Here is a 17466-nt window from a genome sequence, read left to right as displayed (position 1 = left end):
GCGGGGCGTGAGGCGGTCGGGCGGAGGAATAGCGTTTCGGGAGAAGCCGCTTCCTTGCTCCAGGGCTGCCGCATCTTCGGATGACGAAGCGAGAATGCGGTCCGGAGCGACATCTCTCTGCGCCTCCGCGTCTCCGCGTGATCCAATCTCCTCAACACCTCTCCACAGGCACAAAAAAAGGGAGGCCGCAGCCTCCCTTTCCGATCCCGTTGCGGCCAGTTCAGGCCTTGGAGACGATGCTTTCGGGCAGTTCCGTCCCAAACACGCGCTGGTAGTATTCGGCCACCATGACACGCTCGGTCTCGTCGCACTTGTTGAGGAACGAGAGGCGGAACGCGAAGCCGACGTCGTTGAAGATCGCCGTGTTCTGCGCCCACGTGATGACCGTACGCGGGCTCATCACGGTCGAGATATCGCCGTTCATGAAGCCCTGACGCGAGAAATCGGCAACCTTGACCATGTTAGCGATGGTCTTGGCATCGATCTGCGGCACCTTCTTGGAGACGATGTCGGTCTCGACCGGCTCGGGCAGATAGTTGAGGCCGACCACCAGATTCCAGCGGTCCATCTGGCCCTGGTTGATCTGCTGGGTGCCGTGATAGAGGCCCGAAGTATCGCCAAGGCCCACCGTGTTGGCCGTGGCGAACAGGCGGAAGTTGCGATCAGGGCGGATCACGCGGTTCTGGTCGAGCAGCGTCAGCTTGCCCTCGGTTTCCAGAATGCGCTGGATCACGAACATCACGTCCGGACGGCCGGCGTCGTATTCGTCGAACACCAGTGCCACCGGGTGCTGTAGCGCCCAGGGCAGCAGGCCTTCGCGGAACTCGGTAACCTGAAGACCGTCGCGCAGGACGATGGCATCGCGGCCGATCAGGTCGATACGGCTGATATGCGCGTCGAGGTTGATGCGGATGCACGGCCACTTGAGGCGCGCGGCCACCTGCTCGATATGCGTCGACTTGCCGGTGCCATGATAGCCCTGCACCATCACGCGGCGATTGTAGGCAAAGCCCGCAAGGATCGCGAGCGTGGTGTCCGGATCGAAAACATAGGTCTCGTCGATGTCGGGCACGCGTTCGTCGGCGACGGAGAAGGCAGGCACCTTCATGTCGATATCGATTCCGAAGGTCTCACGGACGTCGACTTCGATGTCGGGCGCGGCAAGGACGGTGGCGTCGCGGTTCTCGGGCTTCATGGTCTCGGACTCAGTCATCGTGCCTATCGGGTAGACAAGCGGGCGCTGCACCGCAACAGCCTTTGACGGAGGAATGATACGCGCCGGCGAACTATTCCGCTTCAGGACCGGAACTTGGGCGGCAATGCGAAGAGGTCGATAAACTGCGCGGCCAGTGCCGGATCACCTTCAATCGCCAGCTTTCCGCCCGCCTCCTCCACCGTGCGCTTGCCGTAGAAGACCGGGAGAAAATCGGACGCGCTATCCGCGCAGAAGCGCAGTTCGGCCGCCGTCATCGCGTCTCCGGCGGGATGGACGATCAGTTCTCCGTCTTGCACGCGGGCAGCGAATTTCTGGACACCGATCTCGAAAGCCGCCAGTGGCGAAAGATCGCCAGCGCGCGCCCGGTCGATCAGCGCCCGCAGCGACAGCATCAACGAAACCGGCGTGAACGCCAGCGCCGGATCGTGCCCCGGCGAGCGCAGCCCCCAGCGCACCAGTTCCAGCAGGACCGGCTCCAGCCCGTGCCCCCACTCCGTCAGGCCGTAGACTTGCACCGAAGCGGGCGGCGCCAGCTTGGTGCGGCGAACGATTCCCGATGCCTCCAGCGAGACCAGCCGCTCGGTCAGAACTTTGGCGCTCAGCGTGGGCAGCGCCGCGCGCAATTCGTTGAAGCGGCGCGGACCGAGCAGCATCTCGCGCACGATCAGCAGCGACCAGCGCTCCCCGATCAATTCCAGCGCCAGCGAACCGCCGCAGGCGTCTTCATACCAGCGGCCGTGGCGTGCGGCAGCCTGCGAGCCCGAAGCACATGCCTCTTTCTCCATCCGCTTTGCTCGCTTCGTCGTCACACCAGTTTCATTTAGTAACTTCATAGTTGCTTTTTGTAACTCATAGGATCAGCTTTCTGCAAGAACGATTCGCCGCAAGGGCAACCGTGGCGAACACTTCGCGGGTCCGATTGCGGACCGACATATGTTATGGACATCATCGGGAGAGAGCAGATGCCTGTTTGCGACAACGCAGCAACGGTGATCAGCGGTTTCAACAACGTGCCCCCACCGGTACGTGGGCAGGTGCGCGATCTGCGCATCCGCTGGGCGCTCGAAGAGATCGGGCGCGATTATCGGATGGAACTTTTCGACGCGATGGCCCCGCGTACCGACCAGTACCGCGAGTGGCAGCCCTTCGGGCAGGTTCCTGCCTTCGAAGATGGTGAAACGCGCATGTTCGAAAGCGGCGCGATCCTGCTTTACCTTGGCGAACAGGACGAACGCCTGCTCCCCACCGATCCCGCCACGCGCTGGCAGGCGATCACCTGGCTTTTCGCAGCGGTCAACAGCGTCGAGCCGTTCGTGACGCAAGTGACCGCGCTCGACCTCTTCCACGCCGGCGAGGCATGGGTGGCCGAAGCCCGTCCCGGCGTGGTCCAACTGGCCGAACGCAGGCTCGCAGTGACCCAGAAGGCGCTGCGCGATCGCGAATGGCTGGCAGGCCCCTTCTCCATCGCGGACATCGTCATGGTCACCGTGCTGCGCTGCATTGACCATACCGCGATCCTCGAAGGCTTTCCCGCGCTCGCCGCCTACAAGGCCCGCGCCGAGGCACGCCCCGCCTTCATCCAAGCCCTGACCGAACAACTGGACGCCTATTCCGCCCCCGCAGGAGAGTGAGCCATGGCCTACGTCGACGGTTTCCTGATCCCCGTATCGCTTGCCAACAAGGACAAGTTCATCGCCCACGCGCGCGAATTCGACGACTACTTCATCGAATACGGCGCGCTTCGAGTCTGGGAATGCTGGGGCGACGACGTGCCCCACGGCAAGCAGACCGACTTTTACCGCGCGGTCGACGCCAAGGAGGACGAGACGGTCTGTTTCAGCTGGATCGAATGGCCGGACAAGGAAACCCGCGACCGGCAGATGGGCCTGCTGATGGAACTGATGAAAAACGACCCGCGCTTTGACCCCGCGAACAATCCTCCGCCCTTCGATGGCGCGCGGATGGTCTTCGGCGGATTCCAACCTGTCGTCCAAGTGGGAGAATGACCATGGCCAATCCTGTTGGCAGCTTCATCTGGTACGAACTTCTCACCAGCGACGTCGATGGCGCCGCAGCCTTCTACAAGGCCGTGGTCGGCTGGACGTTCTCGGCCCATTCCGATCCCGGTGCGGGCAGCATGGATTACCGCATGATCCAGCGTGACGACGGCGGCATGGCCGGCGGCGCGATGCAGATCACGCAGGACATGGCGATGGGCGGCGCCCGCCCCTGCTGGCTGCCCTATCTCAATGTCGAGGACGTGGACGCCAAGGTCCACGCCATCGTCGCCGAGGGCGGCCGCGAACAATTGCCCGCCTTCGATCTTCCGGTTGGCCGCATCGCCATGGTTGCCGATCCGCAGGGCGTGCCGATCTATCTGATGAAGCCGGTGCCACCCGCGGGCCAGACCGATTCCACCAGCGATGTCTTCTCCGTCACGGAGAACCAGCACGTGCGGTGGAACGAACTCGCCAGCCCCGATCAAGCCGCCTCAATGGCGTTTTACGGCAAGCATTTCGGCTTCGAATTCAATGATAAGATGCCGATGGGCGACATGGGCGATTATTGCTTCATCGGCCACCACGGGCAGACGCTCGGCGCGATCATGCAGCGCCAGAGCGACCAGCAACCGGCGATCTGGCTGTTCTACTTCGGCGTACCGTCCATCGCCGCGGCGAAATCGGCGATCGAAAACAACGGCGGCAAAGTCTTGATGGGCCCCCACGAGGTTCCCGGCGGGGACTGGATCGTCGTTGCAGTGGACCCGCAAGGCGCCGGTTTCGGCCTTGTCGGCCCCAAGGGCGACTGATCCGCACGCGCATCGGTGAACACGCCGATCGGCGCTTGACGATCGGCATTTGTTCCATGATTGTTCCAACTCGGACGCGGATTGCGAGGAGCACCGGGAATGGCTGACTACACCTTCTACACCAACCCCATGTCGCGCGGTCAGATCGCTCGCTGGGCCCTCCACGAAGCCGGCGCCAATTACGATCAGGTCATCATCGACTGGAAGGAAAAGCCGGCAGGCTTTCTGGACATCAACCCGATGGGCAAAGTCCCCACCATCGTCCACCATGCCGAAGGCGGAGATCGGGTGGTGACAGAAGCCGCCGCGATCTGCCTCTACCTTGCCGAGATGCATCCCGAAGCGGGGCTGCTGCCCAACGATGGCGAGATGGCGGACTATTACCGCTGGACGTTCTTTGCGGCCGGACCGGTCGAACAGGCGATCACGTCGCGCCACTTCAAGAGCGAACCCGCACCCGAACAGGAGATGATGGCCGGCTGGGGCAGCTTCGACCGCACGATGAATGCGCTGGAAAAGCATCTCGAAGGGCGCGACTGGGTTTGCGGCGCGCGCTTCACCATGGCCGATGTCTATGTCGGCAGCGCGGTGGACTGGGGCCTGACCTTCGGCACCATGCCGCCGCGTCCGGCCTTCGTCGCTTATGCAGAGCGGCTTCAGGCCCGCGACGGCTACAAGGCCGCCAAGGCTGTCGACAACACGCTGATTGCGGAGATGAAAAAATGACCGCCCGCACCAAGAACCGCGTCTGCCTCTGGTACGACGGTACGGCCGAAGACGCCGCGACGTTCTACGCCAGCGTCTTTCCTGACACACACGTCACCGAAGTGACCCGATCGCCCACCGATTATCCCGACGGCAAGACGGGAGACGTGATCACGGTGGAATTCTCGGTCATGGGGATTGAGTGCATCGGCCTCAACGGCGGCCCCAGCTTCCCGCACAGCGAGGCATTCTCGTTCCAGGTCGAGACGCTGACGCAGGAAGAGACCGACCGCTACTGGAACGCCATCGTCGATAACGGCGGCGCTGAAAGCATGTGCGGCTGGTGCAAGGACAAGTGGGGCCTGTCCTGGCAGATCACGCCCAAAGTCTTGTCGGACGCCCTCACCGATCCTGACCGTGCCGCTGCCAAGCGCGCGATGGAGGCGATGATGACGATGCGCAAAATCGATATCGCCGCGATTGAAGCGGCATTTTCCGGAGCTTCCGCGTGAATTCCGAACCCGTCCTCGAACTCTTCGGTCACCCTTTCTCGTCCTACACGTGGAAGGTTCTAATCGCGCTTTATGCTTACGATGTGCCTTTCACCTTCAGGGTGGTTGACCCTGAGCATCCGGACAACGCGGAAGTGGTCCAGACGGCGGGCCCGCAAGGCAAATTCCCGGTCCTGCGCGATGGCGAGAACCTGCTGTTCGAAACGACCTCTATCCTTGAATATCTGGACCGCCACCACATCGCGCCGGGTACGCTGGTCCCCGAAGATCCTGATGCGGCAACGGCGATCCGCATGCTCGACCGGGTCTTCGACAACTACGTGATGAACATCATGCAGATCGTCGTGGACGAGCATATCCGCGCACCGGACAATCCCGATATGGCGCGCTGCGCCGAAGCCCGCACGCGGCTGGAACGCACTTATGCCTGGCTTGAAGGCTGGCTGCGATTCTATCCGCAGATAGACCATGTAACCCTGATCGAGTGCGCGGCGGCCCCGTCGCTGTTCTATGCCGACTGGGTGCATCCCATCCCCGAATCGCTGCCTCGGCTTCGGCAATGGCGCGCACATCTGCTCTCTCTGCCGCCAGTCGCGCGCTGCGTGGACGACGCCCGGCCGTTCCGTTCCTACTTCCCGCTCGGCGCACCCGACCGCGACTGACGCTTATTTTGGGAGAGATTGCCCGTGAGCGAAACGGACAACGAACTTTCGATCACCCTCTATATCGACGCCCCGACCGACAAGGTCTGGGATGTCCTTGCCAACCGTCAGGAAGAATGGTGGTGCCCCCGCCCCTGGCGTGTCGAAGTGAACGAGCAGGACAAGCGTCCCGGCGGCGTCTGTCGGATGACCATGTACGGTCCTGACGGCGAAACTGCGCCGCAGAACGGCATCTACCTCGCATTCGAGGAAGGCCGGCGTTTCGTGACGACCGATGCCATTACATTGACGGAATCCGGCGAGTTCCAGCCGTCTGGTCCGTTCATGATCGGCATCTGGGAAGTCGAACCCGAAGGCAACGGCACCCGCTACACCGCGCGGGCCCGCCATTGGAACGCCGAAACCATGAAGAAGCATGACGAGATGGGCTTCGTAGACGGTTGGTCGGCCTGCGCCCGGCAACTCGCGGAGATCTGCGAAGGTAAGGCCGCTTGAGCGCACGGGCCGAAGGGGGCTGCACTTGCGGGCAGGTCCGTTACCGCCTGCTGGACGATCCGATCGTCGTCCATTGTTGCCATTGCCGCTGGTGCCAACGCGAGAGCGGCAGCGCCTTTGCGCTCAATGCCGTGATCGAGGCTGACCGGGTGGAACTGATCGGCGAAAGCGCGCCGGAGCGCATCGACACGCCCTCGCTCAGCGGCAAGGGACAAGCGATCCTGCGCTGTCCGAACTGCAAGATCGCGGTCTGGAGCCACTACGGCGGCGCGGGCGACAAGGCCGATTTCATCCGAGTGGGTACGCTCGACGATCCCGACATCTGCCCGCCCGACGTGCATGTTTTCACCGAGAGCAAGCAACCCTGGGTGATGCTGTCAGAAAGCCCGGAACGGTTCGAGCAGTTCTATTCCGGCAAGGATGTCACGCGCATCTACGGCGAGAACGGCGCGGCGCGCTGGCGAATCCTGCGCGGCCGCTGATTCTCAGGCGAAAGCGGCGGCCTTGCGGAGCAACTGATAGGCTTCGACTACGGCCTGAAGACGCGTGGCGTGGCCATGATCGCCGCCGTTGTGGTCCGGGTGGTATTGGCGCAGCAGCCGCGTGTACCGCAGGCGCAGCGTTTTCCGGTCGATGTCGCCATCGAGCCCCAGCACTTCCAGCGCGCGCCGTTCGTTCGGCGTGAAGCGCGCATTCTCCGGCTTCATATCGGCCTGACGACGGCGCACATGCGCCCTTGCCCGCGCGCTGATCGCTTCGAGCGGATCGGCAAAATCGGCCCAGCGCGGCGCCCCGTCCACGCCAGCGTCCGGGCGGAAAGCGCGCGTCTGCGTTTCCCAGCCGTGGAGCGGAGACTGCGCCCGAAGGATCTGCTCCGAATCCATGCCGTCGAAATAGTCGTAGCCCGCATTGAACTGGCGCACGTGATCGAGACAGAACCAGCGATAGTCGCCCGGCCCGTCAAAACCCGAGGGGCGACCGCCCGGTGCCCGGAACTCACCCGTCTCTTCGCAACCCGGCCAACCGCACTCGCGGCTGCCGGATTCGACCCTGCCATGAAATCTCGTATGTCTCACCGGCTTCCAGATGGGGGATTGAGCGCCTAAATGGAAGCCATGACCGGACCGATCGAACAGGAAATGCGTCAGCTGCTCGAAGCAGCTTTCGCCCCCAGCCACCTCGCAGTGATCAACGATTCCGCCACCCATCGCGGCCATTCAGGCGATGATGGCAGCGGCGAATCGCATTTCACCATCGAAATTGAAAGCCCCCGTTTCGAGGGCGTCTCCCGCCTCCAGCGCCAGCGCCTGGTCAATGCCGCGCTGGGCGACATTCCCGGCGAGCGCGTCCATGCCGTGGCGATCAAGGCCCGCGCGCCGGGGGAATAAGGCAGCCAAAGTAAGTTCTTCAGGAAGCCAATCTCGTCGCCCCCGCGAAGGCGGGGGCCTCGCTGCGTGCCTTCCCTCTCAAGAAAAGCGGGGTCCCCGCCTTCGCGGGGACGACGAAGTGCTAGGCATCAAGTGAAGTGCCAGACTTCAGGCGAATGGCAAACTAGGGCCGAAGGGCAGACTTCGGCCAAATGACGGGCGCCGGCGAAGCTGCACGCCTCAGTGGCCCCTAACCCAGCCACTCGATCCATGCCCCGTGCGCGTGAGCACGCGCCAGCAAGTGCCATTCCTCGCCGCCGGGCCAATAGCGCACTGTCAGTGCATGCCCGAGCTTGGTCCGGTCTCCCTCGACCGAAATCCACGCAAGCGGCTTGTCCGCACTCGCCGCAGCCCCGGCCGCTTCCATGGCCTGCGCAATCCTCACGCGCTGATCCTCGGGAACGTACTGCATGACGATCGAGTGCATCAGCACGCGCGTCGTGCCCTCCGCCTGCCGCATGGCGAGTTGCTGCTCGACGAAATCCGCCGCATTCATCTTCACCAGTTCGGGTGCATGCTCGCTCGCCGCGGCGATGGCGGCATCGAGTCTGGCGAAGCGCTCCGTGTGCTCGGGCCAGATATAGGCGCGCAGCCGCTGCGCCTGCGCCGGATCGGCAAGGTCGACCGGCGCGACGTCGCATCCCCTCAGCGACGCGAACGAGATCTGCTCCGACGGCGGCGGCGCACCGCGCCATTCGGGCGCGAATTGCATGCCCCCCCGCTCCGGCCCAACGGTGACACCGCCCAGATCGTAACGATAGCGGTCCAGCATGAGGTTGATGCCCGCGCTCGCGCCGACTTCCAGACATTCGAAGCGGGCAGGCAGGCCCTTCGCGGCCAGCCAGAGCATCGCGGCAACGAAGTTGGACGAACGGCCCGCCTCATTGGTCTGCGGCGGCCCGTCCAGCCAGGGCATCAGTTCGGCATCGTGACGGCGAACCACATCGCGCAGAATCGCAGCGTCGTCCGCAGGATCGCCCGCATAAATCGGCGCCAGCGCAGGCTCACGGCCGGACTGGTGCAAAGCATGGATCCCCCCGGCTGCGCGCAGGGGCACGGCATCCGCCAGCGGCATGCCCTGCCAATCGCGGATTCGCGTCAGGAACGGCCCCGCATCCGCGTCGCCCAGCACGGCAGCCAGCCCGGCAACGATGCGCGCGGTGATCGGGGCGCCGTTTTTGCGGCAATATTCCACCTGATTGGCGAAAGCCTCGGCCACATTGCCGCCAAAACCTTCGCTGAACTCTTTCTGGTCCTGTGCCATGTTGCCCTTTCGCCACTTGCCGCCTAAATGCGCGCACCATGCCGACAACCTTGACCTTTGCCGTGCCCAAAGGGCGAATCCTCGACGAGGCGCTGCCGCTGATGGCACGCGCCGGTGTGGTGCCCGAAGCGGAGTTCCACGACAAGAAGTCTCGCGCGCTGTCATTCGCGTGCGAGAACAGCGAGATGCGCCTGATCCGCGTCCGCGCTTTCGACGTGGCAACGTTCGTCGCGCATGGTGCCGCGCAAGTCGGCATCGTTGGCTCCGACGTGGTGGAGGAATTCGCCTATCCGGACCTCTACGCGCCGGTTGACCTGAACATCGGCCACTGCCGCCTGTCGGTTGCCGAGCCCGAGGGCGAGATCGGCGGCCCGCTGCCATCGCACTTGCGCATCGCCAGCAAGTATCCGAACCTCACGCGCCGCTATTTCGAGAAGCTGGGCGTGCAGGCCGAAGTCGTGAAGCTCAACGGCGCGATGGAACTGGCGCCTTCGCTGGGCCTTTCGAGCCGCATCGTCGACCTCGTTTCGACCGGCCGCACGCTCAAGGAAAATGGCCTCGTCGAGACGAGCCGCATCCTCGACATCTCGGCGCGGCTCATCGTCAACCGCGCGGCGCTCAAGACCGATGACCGCGTCGCGGCGCTGGTCGATGCGTTCCGCGCACTCGTTGCCGAAACGAAAGCGGCCGCCTGATGCTGCGACTTTCCAGCAAGGACGCCGGATTCGCCGAGGCCTTCCGGCAAGTGGTTGCCGACCGCCGCGAGAGCGCCGTCGACGTTGCGCGTGACGTGGCCGACATTCTGGCCGCCGTGCGCGCCCGCGGCGATGCAGCGCTGGCCGAATACACCGCCCGGTTCGACGGCCACGAACTCGATGAAAGCGGCTGGCGGATCGACGCCGAGACCTGCCGCGCGGCCTTCGATGCCCTCACCCCGGAACTTCGCGGCGCGCTCGAACTCGCCGCTGCGCGGATCCGCGCCTATCACGCCGCGCAGCTTCCCGAGGACCGCGACTACACCGACGAGGCCGGCGTGCGCCTTGGCGCCGTCTGGCGCGCAGTCGATGCTGCCGGGCTCTATGTTCCGGGCGGCCGGGCCGCTTACCCTTCCTCGATGCTGATGAACGCGATTCCCGCCAAAGTCGCGGGCGTGGAGCGTCTCGTCGTCGTCACGCCGACGCCGAAGGGTGAAGTCAACGCGCTCGTCCTCGCCGCCGCGCACCTTGCGGGCGTGGACGAAGTCTGGCGCGTAGGCGGTGCCCATGCCGTGGGCGCGCTGGCCTATGGCACCGACAGGATCGCACCTGTCGATGTGATCACTGGCCCCGGCAATGCGTGGGTGGCCGAAGCCAAGCGCCAGCTCTACGGCGTCGTCGGCATCGACATGGTGGCGGGCCCCAGCGAAATCCTCGTGATCGCCGATGCGAAGAACGAACCGCGCCGCATCGCCGCCGACCTGCTGAGCCAGGCCGAGCACGATCCCACCTCTCAGTCGATCCTCATCACCGACGATGCCGCCTTCGCGGACGCCGTCGCCGAAGCGGTGGAACTGGAACTTTCCGCCCTCGCCACGCAGGCAACCGCGCGCCAGTCATGGAACGACTACGGCGTGATCGTCGTCGTCGAGAGCTTCGAAGAGGCCCCGGCGCTGGCCGATGCGCTTGCCGCCGAACATGTCGAGATCGCCACCGACGATCCCGAAAGCCTGTTCCGCCGGATCCGTCATGCCGGATCGGTGTTCCTTGGCCGCATGACCCCCGAAGCGGTGGGCGATTACGTCGCCGGCCCCAACCACGTGCTGCCCACCGGGCGCCGCGCGCGGTTCGCCTCGGGCTTGTCGGTCCTCGATTTCATGAAGCGCACCAGCTTCATCCAGCTCGATCAGGCGGCGCTTGAGGCCATTGGCCCCGCCGCCGTTGCCCTTGCCGATGCCGAAGGGCTTCCCGCGCACGCGCGCTCCATTTCCGTGAGACTTTCCCAATGAGCAATTCCAAGCCCAATTCGAAGCAGGCCCGCTCCGCAGCGCGCCTCGCCGCCGTTCAGGCTCTCTATCAGTTCGAGATGGAAGGCACGCAGCAGGCTATCCTGCTCGACGAATTCCACCGCCATCGGCTTGGCGCGGAAATCGACGAGGACCAGTACGCCACTGCCGAAGTCGCTTTCTTCGACGATGTTGTGAAGGGCGTGATCGCCCGCCGCGACGAGATCGATGAGCTGCTGTCCGGCAAGCTGGCCGAAGGCTGGTCGCTCGCCCGTCTCGACAAGACCATGTTGCAGATCCTGCGCGCCGGCACCTACGAACTGCTCGCCCGCGCGGACGTGCCGACCGGCGCGGCGATCGGCGAGTATCTCGACGTCGCCCACGCCTTCTTCGATGAGCGCGAGGCGAAGTTCGTCAACGGCGTGCTCGATGCCGTCGCCAAGGCGGTTCGCTGACATTTGTGCGCAGCATGACCGTGCACTCGTGATCTCGACAATGGGCCCTCTCGGGCCCATTGTTATATCATGACCCGCGAATTTGCCTTCATCGAAGCCCTGCGCGCCATTGCCGTGAGCCCGGCCGCGCGCGGACTTGCCGACGATGCGGCGGTGCTGGAAATCGGCGGCGAAAAGCTGGTCCTGACCATGGACACGCTGGTCGAGGGCATCCACTTCCTGCACGACGATCCGCCGGAAAGCATCGCCTGGAAGCTGGTGGCGGTGAATGCCTCGGACCTTGCCGCCAAGGGCGCGGAGCCGCTCGGCTGCCTGAAATCGCACGCACTCGGAGAAGACGAGTGGGACCGCGCTTTCCTGCGCGGGATGGACAATGCCTGCCGCCACTTCGCGCTGCCGCTGTTGGGCGGCGATACGGTACGCATGCCGCGCGGATCCGCCCGCAGCTTCTCGCTTACCGCGATCGGACGCGGGCTGGAGGATGTGGCGGTGCCCACGCGCAGCGGCGCGCAGCCGGGCGACATCGTCTGGTGCAGCGGAACGCTGGGCGATTCCGGCCTTGGCCTCGCGCTGCTGTCCGATCCGGTGAAGGACGTCAGCCCCGATCATACCTGGCTGATCGACCGCTATCGCCGCCCCATGCCCGAACCCACGCTGGGCGTCGCGCTCGCTCCGCTGACCAGCGCGATGATGGACGTGTCCGACGGACTGCTGATCGACGCGCGCCGGATGAGCGAGGCAAGCGGCGTCGCGGTTCATTTCGACATTGCCGAAGTACCGCTCTCAGCCGCCTATCGCGCCGTTGCCGGCGACGATCTCGACCAGCGCATTGCGGCGATGACGGCGGGTGACGACTATATACTGCTGTTCACCGCGCCGCCGGTGCACACCGCTTACTTGCGCGCGGCGGCAAAGGGGCTGGAAACCGAGATCCACGCTATCGGGACGGTAACCCCGGGCAGCGGCATAGTCCTTGAATGGAAGGGCACGCCGATTTCGTTGCCGGACAGGCTCGGCTACCAACACTAGGCCACGCGGATGAAGCGTGGCGCGAGGCTGCCATCCTTCGACAAGCTCAGGATGTGCGGGGTGGTGGCTGCCCCGTCTGCCCTCACCCCACCTGCCCCTCCTTCCGCTCGTCCTGAGCTTGTCGAAGCCTCCCGAGGCGTGACACGAAGCCTCCATCCTTAGACCATCTCAGGACGAGCGGGGTGGTCGCTACCCCGTCTGTCCTCACCGCACCAGCCTCTCCTCCCGCTCAGGCTGAGCTTGTCGAAGCCCCCGAGGCGTAGCGCGAGGCCTTCATCTTTCGACAAGCTCAGTATGAGCGGGGTGATAGCTGCACCGTCTGCCCTCACCGCACCTGCCCCTCCTCCCGCTCAGGCCGAGCTTGTCGAAGCCCCCGAGACGTAGCGCGAGGCCTCCATACTTCGACAAGCTCAGCATGAGCGGGGTGTGGGAGGCTATCTTGCCCCCTACTTTTCATTTCTCGATAACCGGCGATCACTCGCGCCCCACGTCACGCGAACGCGTTTTGCGGCAGTAAAGTCGCCTTCAAACGAAGTCGCTTGCCACTAATCCTCCTTATCTATAGCCCTTTACGTCACGAACGGGAAAACCCGTCGCAAATTGCGCATGTTCGCATTGGGAAAAAGGGGGCGTTTTGTGAATCCAGTCACGATCGCGATTGTCCTGGGATTTGTGGCCTTACTTTACGGCCTCATAACCAGCAGACAGGTACTCGGTGCTCCGGCCGGTTCCGAAAAGATGCAGGAGATCGCCGCCGCCATCCAGGAAGGCGCGCAGGCCTACCTCAAGCGGCAGTATTCGACCATCGCCGTTGTCGGCATTGTGGTCGCCATCATCATCTCACTGACCCTGGGCCACATCTCGGCCATCGGCTTCGTGATCGGCGCGATCCTTTCGGGGGTCGCCGGGTTCATCGGCATGAACATCTCCGTCCGATCGAACGTGCGCACTGCCGCCGCCGCCCAGACCGGCCTGCAGCCGGGCCTGACCCTGGCCTTCCGCGCGGGCGCCATCACCGGCATGCTCGTCGCAGGGCTCGCCCTGCTCGCGATCGCGGTGTTCTACTGGTATCTTACCGGCCCCGGCGGCCACACCGTCGGCGGTGAGGACCGTACCGTGGTGCAGGCGCTGACCGCCCTTGCCTTCGGCGCATCCCTGATCTCGATCTTCGCGCGCCTTGGCGGCGGCATCTTCACCAAGGCGGCCGACGTCGGCGCCGACCTCGTCGGCAAGGTGGAAGCCGGCATTCCCGAGGACGACCCCCGCAACCCCGCCGTCATTGCCGACAACGTGGGCGACAATGTGGGCGACTGCGCCGGCATGGCCGCCGACTTGTTCGAGACTTACGTCGTCACCGTGGGCGCCACCATGGTGCTGACCGCGCTGCTGATGAAGGGCGTCGACAACTTTTCAGGCCTGATGGCACTGCCGCTGCTGATCGGCGGCGTCTGCATCGTCACCTCGATCATCGGCACCTATTTCGTCCGCCTCGGCAAATCGCAGAACATCATGGGCGCCATGTACAAGGGCTTCCTGGTCACGGCGGTACTCTCGGTGCCGGCGATCTGGTGGGCGATCAACTATGCGCTGGGCGACATATCGGCCGAAATCGGCATGACCGGCTTCGACGGCCGCGCGCTGTTCCATTGCGCACTGGTCGGGCTTGTCATCACCGGGCTCATTATCTGGATCACCGAATACTACACCGGCACCGGCTACCGCCCGGTCCGCTCGATCGCCAAGGCCTCGGAAACCGGGCATGGCACCAATGTAATCCAGGGCCTCGCCGTCAGCCTTGAGGCGACCGCGCTGCCGACGCTGGTGATCATCACCGGTATCATCATCGCATACCAGCTCGCGGGCCTGCTGGGCATTGCCTATGCAGCCACCGCAATGCTGGCACTTGCAGGCATGGTCGTCGCGCTCGATGCTTATGGCCCGGTGACGGACAACGCCGGCGGCATTGCCGAGATGGCCGGCCTTGACGACAGCGTGCGTGAGAAGACCGATGCGCTCGATGCCGTGGGCAACACCACCAAGGCCGTCACCAAAGGCTATGCCATCGGCTCGGCCGGGCTTGCGGCGCTGGTGCTGTTCGCGGCCTATACCGCCGACCTTCGCGAGTTCTTCCCCGATCTCGACGTCGATTTCAGCCTTGAAAACCCTTACGTCATCGTCGGCCTGCTGCTCGGCGCGCTCCTGCCCTACCTGTTCGGATCCATGGGCATGACCGCCGTAGGCCGCGCGGCGGGCGATGTGGTGGTGGACGTGCGCGAGCAGTTCAAATCCAACCCCGGCATCATGACGTACGAGACGAGGCCGGACTACGCCCGCACCGTCGATCTGGTGACCAAGGCAGCGATCAAGGAGATGATCGTCCCCTCGCTGCTACCGGTGCTGGCACCGATCGTGGTGTACTTCGTCATCAGCTTCGTCGCGGGCGTGGAGAACGGCTTTGCCGCACTCGGCGCATTGCTGCTGGGTGTGATCGTCGGCGGCCTGTTCGTTGCGCTCTCGATGACCTCGGGCGGCGGCGCATGGGATAACGCCAAGAAGTACATCGAGGACGGCCACCATGGCGGCAAGGGCTCCGAAGCCCACAAGGCCGCAGTGACGGGCGACACCGTGGGCGATCCCTACAAGGACACCGCTGGCCCCGCCGTTAACCCGATGATCAAGATCACCAATATCGTCGCACTTCTGCTGCTCGCCGCGCTGGCGGCACACTAGGCGATCGACCGCAATGCAAGGGCCCCGGCTGAGCGATCCGCCGGGGCCCTTCGCATTTTCACGGAGCCGTTAGCGTTTCCTTGAGCCGGGCACGCTAGAAGGCGCTTCATGTTCACCGCCGCGCCCCTGCCGCACGAGGACGAGACCGGTTCCGACCGATCCTATCGTGCGGCATCCGATGACGGCCATATCGCCTGCCTGCCCTGGCGCGCGATGGAGAGCGAAGTCGACGCCTGGGACGCACTCGCCCACCGGGCCAGCGAGCCCAATCCCTTTTTCGAAAGCTGGTATCTGCTGCCTTCACTGCGGCATCTGGGCAGTTCCGAATGCGTATCGATTTTGCGGTTCGAGCGTCATGGCCGTCTGGCCGGACTGCTCCCGGTGGTGCGCAGCCGCCGGTACTATCGCTGGCCCGTGCCCAATCTGGGAGGATGGCTCCACGCCAATGCCTTCCTCGGCACGCCGCTGATCGAGCGCGGTGCGGAAAGCGCGTTCTGGCGGGCACTGTTCGACTGGACGGATCGCGCACCGGGCACCGCCCTCTTCCTGCACTTACGCGAAATGTCGCTGGAAGGCCCGGTCCATGACGGACTGATGGCGGCACGGGGCACCCGCGCGGTGGAAACCGTGCACCGCGAAGAGCGCGCCGTGCTGTACTCGACCCTTTCGCCGGATGACTATCTGGAAGCCTCGCTCACCGGCAAAAAGCGCAAGGAGATGCGCCGCCAGTGGAATCGCCTTGCCGAACGCGGCCATGTCACCGTCGAGCGCTGCCGTAACGACGACGGGCTGGACAACTGGGCACGCCATTTCCTCGCGCTCGAAATGGCGGGCTGGAAAGGCAAGGCCGGATCGGCGCTGGCGAGCCATGAAGGCACCGCCAGACTTTTTCGCGAGGCCCTTTCCGGTGCCGCCGCGCGCGGGCGGCTGGAACGACTGGCGTTGCGGCTGGACGGCAAGCCCATCGCCATGCTGGCGACGTTCCTCACGCCGCCGGGCGCCTTTTCCTACAAGACCGCCTTCGATGAGGGATTCTCGCGCTTCTCGCCCGGCGTCCTGCTCCAGCGCGAATATCTCGACATGCTCACCCGCCGTGAAATCGCATGGACCGATAGCTGCGCGGCCGAGGATCACCCGATGATCGACCATATCTGGCGCGAGCGCCGCGCGGTCGGGCGCCTGTCCATTGCCATCGGCGGGCCGCTACGCCGCGCACTCTTTCGCCGCTTCGTCACGGCCGAACTGGCACGCAATCCCGCGAGGCCCCACCCATGAACGCCCGATCCGCCCTGCCCGGCCGCTCCGTCTTCGACCAATCCCAGCGCGAGTGCTTCGCCCGTAATTATCCGGAAATCCCGCACAAGCTGGCCCATGCGCTGCGCAGCCATCCGCTGCTGGAACTGGAGGCGCTTGCCGAACTGGCCGAATGCCTGCCGGCCGGGGCGATAGAGTACAATTTCGGCAACCAGCCGCTCGGCGTAGACGGCAAGCCCGCACCCACCGGCATTCCCATCGGCCGCACCATCCGGGAGATCGAGACCACCAATTCCTGGGCGGTCATCAAGAACGTCGAACAGCATGCGGACTATGCCCGCCTGCTGGAGGATCTGCTCGGCGAACTGCGGCCGGTGATCAAGGCGCGAACGGGGCGGATGATGAAGCTGCAGGGCTTCATTTTCGTCACCTCCGCTGGCGGCGTGACGCCCTATCACTTCGATCCCGAGCACAACATCCTGCTGCAAGTGCGCGGCAACAAGGTCATGACCCAGTTTCCCGCCGGCGATGCCCGCTACGCGCCCGACGAAGTACACGAGACGTACCACACCGGTGGCGGCCGTGAACTCAAGTGGCGGGACGATCTGCTCGACGGCGGCCACGAATTCGCGCTTGAGTCAGGCGAGGCGGTGTTCGTGCCGGTAATGGCGCCGCATTTCGTGCGCAACGGCCCCGAGCCCTCCGTCTCGCTCTCGATCACATGGCGGTCGGAATGGAGCTTTGCAGAAGCCGATGCGCGGGCGCTCAACGGGGTTCTGCGCCGTTTCGGGCTGAAACCGCAGGCTCCCGGTCGCTGGCCCGCGCGCAATCGGGGCAAGGCGCTGATCTGGCGCGTGCTGCGCAAGTTCGGCGTGGCGAAGTAACCGCCACCCCGGCGCGTCCCGGAGCCAATGGTCAGGGAGGGCG

20 protein-coding genes are annotated in these 17466 nt (G+C 64.6%); 16 read left to right on the top strand and 4 right to left on the bottom strand.

The genetic code is table 11. The features are described from left to right. Positions 1–220 precede the first annotated feature (220 nt). Positions 221–1213 carry a cobaltochelatase subunit CobS gene (gene cobS, locus AC1VVK_RS00485; RefSeq protein ID WP_132385153.1) on the bottom strand — a complete coding sequence of 331 codons (993 nt, stop codon included), beginning with the start codon at positions 1211–1213 and terminating at the stop codon, positions 221–223. A gap of 83 nt (positions 1214–1296) precedes the next feature. After that, a complete protein-coding gene (locus AC1VVK_RS00480; protein ID WP_482903954.1) occupies positions 1297–2025 on the bottom strand; it encodes a winged helix-turn-helix transcriptional regulator in 729 nt (242 codons plus the stop codon). A gap of 153 nt (positions 2026–2178) precedes the next feature. Between AC1VVK_RS00480 and AC1VVK_RS00475 the strand changes: the two genes are divergently transcribed. The 8 genes from AC1VVK_RS00475 (at position 2179) to AC1VVK_RS00440 (ending at position 6881) form a co-directional block, all read left to right on the top strand. Next, a complete protein-coding gene (locus AC1VVK_RS00475; protein ID WP_482903953.1) occupies positions 2179–2847 on the top strand; it encodes a glutathione S-transferase family protein in 669 nt (222 codons plus the stop codon). A 3-nt stretch (positions 2848–2850) separates the two neighbouring features. Beyond that, entirely contained in the window at positions 2851–3222 is a 372-nt protein-coding gene (locus tag AC1VVK_RS00470) for a DUF1428 domain-containing protein (protein ID WP_132385150.1), read from the top strand. A gap of 2 nt (positions 3223–3224) precedes the next feature. Continuing rightward, positions 3225–4025: a VOC family protein gene (locus AC1VVK_RS00465; RefSeq protein WP_482903952.1), complete on the top strand. Its 801-nt coding sequence runs from the start codon at positions 3225–3227 to the stop codon at positions 4023–4025. 99 nt (positions 4026–4124) lie between these two features. Continuing rightward, positions 4125–4751: a glutathione S-transferase family protein gene (locus AC1VVK_RS00460; protein ID WP_482903951.1), complete on the top strand. Its 627-nt coding sequence runs from the start codon at positions 4125–4127 to the stop codon at positions 4749–4751. Next, positions 4748–5242, top strand: coding sequence for a VOC family protein (locus AC1VVK_RS00455; protein ID WP_482903950.1), 495 nt, complete (start codon positions 4748–4750; stop codon positions 5240–5242). Before AC1VVK_RS00460 ends, AC1VVK_RS00455 begins: the two co-directional genes overlap by 4 nt. Further along, a complete protein-coding gene (locus tag AC1VVK_RS00450; RefSeq protein ID WP_482903949.1) occupies positions 5239–5904 on the top strand; it encodes a glutathione S-transferase family protein in 666 nt (221 codons plus the stop codon). The genes AC1VVK_RS00455 and AC1VVK_RS00450 overlap by 4 nt, the downstream gene beginning before the upstream one ends. A gap of 24 nt (positions 5905–5928) precedes the next feature. Next, positions 5929–6399, top strand: coding sequence for an SRPBCC domain-containing protein (locus AC1VVK_RS00445; RefSeq protein WP_482903948.1), 471 nt, complete (start codon positions 5929–5931; stop codon positions 6397–6399). Further along, positions 6396–6881, top strand: a complete 486-nt coding sequence (locus AC1VVK_RS00440; RefSeq protein WP_482903947.1) for a GFA family protein — start codon at positions 6396–6398, stop codon at positions 6879–6881. Before AC1VVK_RS00445 ends, AC1VVK_RS00440 begins: the two co-directional genes overlap by 4 nt. A gap of 3 nt (positions 6882–6884) precedes the next feature. Here AC1VVK_RS00440 and AC1VVK_RS00435 read toward each other — a convergent pair whose 3' ends face one another. Beyond that, a complete protein-coding gene (locus AC1VVK_RS00435) occupies positions 6885–7475 on the bottom strand; it encodes a J domain-containing protein (RefSeq protein ID WP_132385143.1) in 591 nt (196 codons plus the stop codon). 39 nt (positions 7476–7514) lie between these two features. Here AC1VVK_RS00435 and AC1VVK_RS00430 point away from each other — a divergent pair, with 39 nt between their 5' ends. After that, positions 7515–7787: a BolA family protein gene (locus AC1VVK_RS00430; protein WP_207904602.1), complete on the top strand. Its 273-nt coding sequence runs from the start codon at positions 7515–7517 to the stop codon at positions 7785–7787. Between the two features lie 229 nt (positions 7788–8016). Here AC1VVK_RS00430 and AC1VVK_RS00425 read toward each other — a convergent pair whose 3' ends face one another. Further along, positions 8017–9090 (bottom strand): DUF2332 domain-containing protein, encoded by a 1074-nt coding sequence (locus AC1VVK_RS00425; RefSeq protein WP_482903946.1) that lies wholly within the window; start codon positions 9088–9090, stop codon positions 8017–8019. Between the two features lie 38 nt (positions 9091–9128). Between AC1VVK_RS00425 and hisG the strand changes: the two genes are divergently transcribed. The 7 genes from hisG (at position 9129) to AC1VVK_RS00390 (ending at position 17423) form a co-directional block, all read left to right on the top strand. Continuing rightward, positions 9129–9785 carry an ATP phosphoribosyltransferase gene (gene hisG / locus AC1VVK_RS00420; protein WP_132385140.1) on the top strand — a complete coding sequence of 219 codons (657 nt, stop codon included), beginning with the start codon at positions 9129–9131 and terminating at the stop codon, positions 9783–9785. Continuing rightward, positions 9785–11074 carry a histidinol dehydrogenase gene (gene hisD / locus AC1VVK_RS00415; protein WP_482903945.1) on the top strand — a complete coding sequence of 430 codons (1290 nt, stop codon included), beginning with the start codon at positions 9785–9787 and terminating at the stop codon, positions 11072–11074. Before hisG ends, hisD begins: the two co-directional genes overlap by 1 nt. After that, positions 11071–11526: a transcription antitermination factor NusB gene (gene nusB, locus AC1VVK_RS00410; RefSeq protein WP_482903944.1), complete on the top strand. Its 456-nt coding sequence runs from the start codon at positions 11071–11073 to the stop codon at positions 11524–11526. The genes hisD and nusB overlap by 4 nt, the downstream gene beginning before the upstream one ends. A 69-nt stretch (positions 11527–11595) precedes the next feature. Continuing rightward, positions 11596–12555 carry a thiamine-phosphate kinase gene (gene thiL / locus AC1VVK_RS00405; protein ID WP_482903943.1) on the top strand — a complete coding sequence of 320 codons (960 nt, stop codon included), beginning with the start codon at positions 11596–11598 and terminating at the stop codon, positions 12553–12555. A 636-nt stretch (positions 12556–13191) separates the two neighbouring features. After that, positions 13192–15285 carry a sodium-translocating pyrophosphatase gene (locus AC1VVK_RS00400; RefSeq protein WP_132385136.1) on the top strand — a complete coding sequence of 698 codons (2094 nt, stop codon included), beginning with the start codon at positions 13192–13194 and terminating at the stop codon, positions 15283–15285. Positions 15286–15393: 108 nt separating this feature from the next. After that, positions 15394–16560, top strand: coding sequence for a GNAT family N-acetyltransferase (locus AC1VVK_RS00395; protein ID WP_482903942.1), 1167 nt, complete (start codon positions 15394–15396; stop codon positions 16558–16560). After that, complete coding sequence (locus AC1VVK_RS00390) at positions 16557–17423, top strand: transcriptional regulator (RefSeq protein WP_482903941.1); 867 nt, start codon at positions 16557–16559, stop codon at positions 17421–17423. Before AC1VVK_RS00395 ends, AC1VVK_RS00390 begins: the two co-directional genes overlap by 4 nt. The last annotated feature ends 43 nt before the right edge of the window (positions 17424–17466 follow it).

It is taken from the genome of Novosphingobium sp. BL-S-32 (assembly GCF_056857055.1).
Note: the sequence above shows the minus strand (reverse complement) of the source record. Positions and strands in the feature narration are given on the sequence as shown.

Excerpts from the sequence above, each read along its gene's own strand:
- cobS (WP_132385153.1), bottom strand. The coding sequence starts at position 1,213 with ATGACTGAGTCCGAGACCATGAAGCCCGAGAACCGCGACGCCACCGTC.
- AC1VVK_RS00475 (WP_482903953.1), top strand. The coding sequence starts at position 2,179 with ATGCCTGTTTGCGACAACGCAGCAACGGTGATCAGCGGTTTCAACAAC.
- AC1VVK_RS00470 (WP_132385150.1), top strand. The coding sequence starts at position 2,851 with ATGGCCTACGTCGACGGTTTCCTGATCCCCGTATCGCTTGCCAACAAG.
- AC1VVK_RS00465 (WP_482903952.1), top strand. The coding sequence starts at position 3,225 with ATGGCCAATCCTGTTGGCAGCTTCATCTGGTACGAACTTCTCACCAGC.
- AC1VVK_RS00460 (WP_482903951.1), top strand. The coding sequence starts at position 4,125 with ATGGCTGACTACACCTTCTACACCAACCCCATGTCGCGCGGTCAGATC.
- AC1VVK_RS00455 (WP_482903950.1), top strand. The coding sequence starts at position 4,748 with ATGACCGCCCGCACCAAGAACCGCGTCTGCCTCTGGTACGACGGTACG.
- AC1VVK_RS00430 (WP_207904602.1), top strand. The coding sequence starts at position 7,515 with ATGACCGGACCGATCGAACAGGAAATGCGTCAGCTGCTCGAAGCAGCT.
- AC1VVK_RS00425 (WP_482903946.1), bottom strand. The coding sequence starts at position 9,090 with ATGGCACAGGACCAGAAAGAGTTCAGCGAAGGTTTTGGCGGCAATGTG.
- hisG (WP_132385140.1), top strand. The coding sequence starts at position 9,129 with ATGCCGACAACCTTGACCTTTGCCGTGCCCAAAGGGCGAATCCTCGAC.
- hisD (WP_482903945.1), top strand. The coding sequence starts at position 9,785 with ATGCTGCGACTTTCCAGCAAGGACGCCGGATTCGCCGAGGCCTTCCGG.
- nusB (WP_482903944.1), top strand. The coding sequence starts at position 11,071 with ATGAGCAATTCCAAGCCCAATTCGAAGCAGGCCCGCTCCGCAGCGCGC.
- thiL (WP_482903943.1), top strand. The coding sequence starts at position 11,596 with ATGACCCGCGAATTTGCCTTCATCGAAGCCCTGCGCGCCATTGCCGTG.
- AC1VVK_RS00395 (WP_482903942.1), top strand. The coding sequence starts at position 15,394 with ATGTTCACCGCCGCGCCCCTGCCGCACGAGGACGAGACCGGTTCCGAC.
- AC1VVK_RS00390 (WP_482903941.1), top strand. The coding sequence starts at position 16,557 with ATGAACGCCCGATCCGCCCTGCCCGGCCGCTCCGTCTTCGACCAATCC.